Annotated in this window: 4 protein-coding genes; all 4 read right to left on the reverse strand. The window is 36.8% G+C overall.

Going from position 1 to position 3,863, the window contains the following annotated elements; translation table 11 throughout:
* Positions 1 to 139: 139 nt before the first annotated feature.
* The gene (locus EXN75_RS16935) at positions 140 to 1,129 is read right to left on the reverse strand and encodes an Abi family protein (RefSeq protein WP_228112371.1); all 990 of its coding nucleotides are present in this window, start codon (positions 1,127 to 1,129) and stop codon (positions 140 to 142) included.
* A 251-nt stretch (positions 1,130 to 1,380) separates the two neighbouring features.
* Positions 1,381 to 1,977, reverse strand: a complete 597-nt coding sequence (locus EXN75_RS16940; RefSeq protein WP_134844714.1) for a hypothetical protein — start codon at positions 1,975 to 1,977, stop codon at positions 1,381 to 1,383.
* Positions 1,978 to 2,399: 422 nt separating this feature from the next.
* Positions 2,400 to 2,939 (reverse strand): hypothetical protein, encoded by a 540-nt coding sequence (locus EXN75_RS16945; RefSeq protein ID WP_134844715.1) that lies wholly within the window; start codon positions 2,937 to 2,939, stop codon positions 2,400 to 2,402.
* A 568-nt stretch (positions 2,940 to 3,507) separates the two neighbouring features.
* The coding region (locus EXN75_RS17920) for an immunoglobulin-like domain-containing protein (protein ID WP_342776623.1) at positions 3,508 to 3,863 on the reverse strand (356 nt) is incomplete at its 5' end.

Raw genomic sequence — 3,863 nt, forward strand, 5'->3', positions numbered from 1 at the left:
TTTCCATGACTCTTTGCCCCCGATTATTCATATAGGAATAAGACTCGCTTTCTGAATACTCTATTGCAACTCCACGCATTGATCTGTCACCATGAATCATTTCATGAGCTAATCCAACTTGGGAAGGAATACCAAACTGCTATCTCCACAATGGCTCATCTTGCCAATGCTTAGGAAATCCCATGGCATTCGTGTCGACTTCTGGATATTGTGACAATAAGTCCTTGAACTTAGCACATAATTCATTTCGTGGATCAATGGCATTGAGCCAATATAACAAGCAACAAAGAACGGAATATAGTCGATTAGCAACTTCGGGCTTATTCATTATCCATGCTTGTTTTAATTTCATCGGAAGTTGGGGCATTACAGGCATCACACGATTCCATACACGTCCATGATGGGCACAACAGTTGCGAAGCGCATTGATGGATTTCATCCAGCTTTCAAGTATTTCTTGCTGAGGAACGTTATAGGAACGAGCTATTTTCTTTTTGGCAGCACCATTGGCGAAATTGAAATACAATTTTGTCAAGCAGCCAAACGATGTCAAATCTATTAGTTTCCAAGCTGGTGGAAAATCTTCCTTGCCATACTTTACATAATGCTCTTTGATAAAATCATCCTTGGAACGCTGCAGTTCTCTATCCAAAGAGGAAAGATTCTCTGCAAACTTATGTTTGTCAACAGCTAAATCGGGATTGATAAACCAAAAAGCTCCATAATTCAAAGAAAACTGGTTGATAACCTTTGCCCGCAAAGAAATCTCAATCTTTTGAATAGCGGAAAATAGTAGGGTTCTAAGTTTGACATCAAACTCATAAAGTCTCACAGCTTTCTCAAATGTTGCATTTTCCTTATAGCTATGCCTGTCTGAAGCTTTGAAAGGACGCAAATATGCTGCAAATCTAAAGTAGCTGACATTTTCAAGAAAAGCATTTGCCTTTCTCTCATCCATAATCACCAATCCCTCATTTTGAAGATTGGCTAAAAGGGTTGCTGTACCAAGTGGTGGATTAATATATTCCATACGCATATAAACAAAAAGTTCCGCCCTGGTACGCTGTTCTATGGGAAGCGTGGCGGATTCTAGTGCTGCAAAGATACTGTTTTTATTTGATTTCTCCAAATATTTTCTTCAAAATCTACTTATCAAATATGTATTTTAACGTAAAAAGTTCTAATTTCCATGTTTTTTCCCCTCACAATCTATGGCAGACTTAAAATTTTATCGTACCTTTGCACTCGATTAAAGGTGTTCTTTGTATATTGCAAAATACAGAAACGAGCAGAAATCCGCTCGTTTCCATATCGTTACCTATATTCAATAGGTAATTTTGCAACTTCTTGATATTTAATAGAAGTCCTTTTTAGAGCGAGTTACCATTTTTTACGGACATATACAATACCTGCCTTTATTTGGGCATCAATTGTATTTATGTCAATCCCTAATCGAATCATATACTCTTTAATTATATTATTATTTAGTCTGTCTGTAATTCGTCTTCTTTTGTAATAATCCAAATTTTCAAAAGAGAGCGGCTTTCCCTCTTCATAAAAAATCCACCTATCTTCTTTGTATGCTTGAATTAATCGTTCTTCTAAATTGGAATTGGAAAAATAGAATTTGAAAAATGGATTATCTGTTTCAGTTTCATTGGATAATGCACATGTAATAATGTTACATCTCAAATGTTTTTGTATGATTCTGCAAACATTAGACAGTCCATCTTCATAATTTGATATAAAAAACACTTTGTCTGGATATATCTTATTTTGCCAGCAACTAAATTTGGGAAAATGGGAGCCTCCACTTTGTGGATTAACCCACCCATTTGGATTTGGTATTTCCGAATAGATTTCAGCCTTTCCTGTTATCAGTTGTTTTTTGAATATAACTTTCACAGTATCAATAAATAGATTGAAATCACTGATCTCGAAAACGGAGAAGGTTAAATAACTAAATTCTGTTGTCATTTCTATTATTTTAATCGGGTCTCTTTAAAAGTTAATATTATAGCAGTTTGCCTTTTAATTTATCGGATTGTACTTGCTTCCTCCTGCTACAGATTGAATATACTTGTTTATTTCATTTTCTTCCTTTTCCGTGTATATCACATTTAAGATAAAAAACGATGCAAGAGAAACACAAAATGTCCACCATCCTATAGCATAGGAATTAATTTTGCTTTTAATGAGACATTTTATTCCTACTACGAAAACGACAATGAATAGGATTACGACTACAAAAGTAAAGTCCGAATAACAGATACCATTGTGTGCTGAAAAGTAATATCCTACAAAAAAAATGACACATGGAATCACGAAATTTTTGTAATAGGATTCGTCATTGTTTGTCTTGGCTGTTTCCCTTTTAGCCATATTCTTTCGTTTTCTTTTCATTTCTCCCAATTTTTAAGTATATTGCCATCAACGTCCCAACCAGAGAAGAGCTTCTCGCAAATGATGTATGTCGAATCATTTGACATACGCACGAAATAGTGTTCTTGCGCATAACGTTTGACCTTAAAAAACGTGATTTTGTATAGTCCACGAAGAGGATGCGACGGCGCAATGATTCTTAGCGAATCTTTTGTAGGAAGTATATAAGTGCCATCAGCATCTTCGATGGATTTACGGTATAAAGAATCGCTCTTCGTCAGGGAATCTTGGTCGAGGTCTTCATCAAGCAATGTCTTTCCTCCCATATCGACTTTATCGGTTTCTACAAGAGGGAGAAATACGCTCATTTCATCACCAAAATTAAAATTGACACTGGCAAACCTATATTCCTTGCTTCGTTCCATATAGAAGCTATCTGGAACTATATTCAAAGGACCTTCTAATCGGGCATCCATATAGACAGGATGAGTAGGACAAGACGATGATGTCAACGATATTACAATTATCGTGAAAACGACAAATAAAGAATGTTTCATAAGTAAAACTGATTTATATCCTTCGGCCTTATCTTGCATTTATGCTGAATGAAAGAATAGACGGCTAATGACAAGCCGACAGTGAAGAGATTTAAGATTCCCAACAATATAAATTGAATAATCGCAAAGAAGCAAGCGATAGTTCCGTCAGTTATAGCCCAAATAGAGAAGCCCATTAAGGGCAACATGGCAAGAGTATCCAACTCCCAATGCAATACCAATAGAGACATCTTGCTATTTGATTTAGCAAACTTCCAAGCAAGCAAAGCCGTAACAACATTCAACAAGCAAATACAAACGCAAGTAGTCTCGATAATATCGTAGTAAACTCTCCCATAAAAAGATATGAATGTAACTACGTAAGAAACAAACGTACTTACGGCTACGGATAGCAAATATTTCTTTGTATCTTTATCTCTTAGTTTCATATTACGTTCATTATATTTTTACTCTGTATTGTACACGCACACTTACCGTGTCCACCGCCTCTTGGGAATGGACGCATGAGGCAAATAAACAAAATGCCAATAAACTGAAGAGTATTTTCATAAGCAACAATTCTTTTTATTTACTTCAACTCAAAAGTTGCCATGAAAGGCACCTTCTCACCATCTATGCTATCCTCATAAAAAAAGCGGTAAACGCCTGGTTTGTTGGGAAGAATATCGGGAAAAAGATGGGCAGTAATGGTGCCGCTTTGACCATCGTTTAAAACATGACCGATGGCCGTGAACAAGCAATCGGTGGGCACAACAAACCAATTGCCATCCGCTCCTTGGGCTGTGATGCTATAGGCATCGCCATACACAAATTCCTCGCCACTATGGTTGGTAATCGTGAATCTGATTTCCGTGGTGCCCAATGGATAGGAAGGCTTCTCCGCCTTGAGGGAGATGCCTTGGTAGGTGCTCACGCCTTCCCTGT

The sequence above is a fragment of the Segatella hominis genome (assembly GCF_004535825.1).
Lineage (GTDB): Bacteria > Bacteroidota > Bacteroidia > Bacteroidales > Bacteroidaceae > Prevotella > Prevotella hominis.

Coding starts and splice junctions, on each gene's coding strand:
- EXN75_RS16945 (WP_134844715.1), bottom strand. CDS start 2,939: ATGAAACATTCTTTATTTGTCGTTTTCACGATAATTGTAATATCGTTG.
- EXN75_RS16940 (WP_134844714.1), bottom strand. CDS start 1,977: ATGACAACAGAATTTAGTTATTTAACCTTCTCCGTTTTCGAGATCAGT.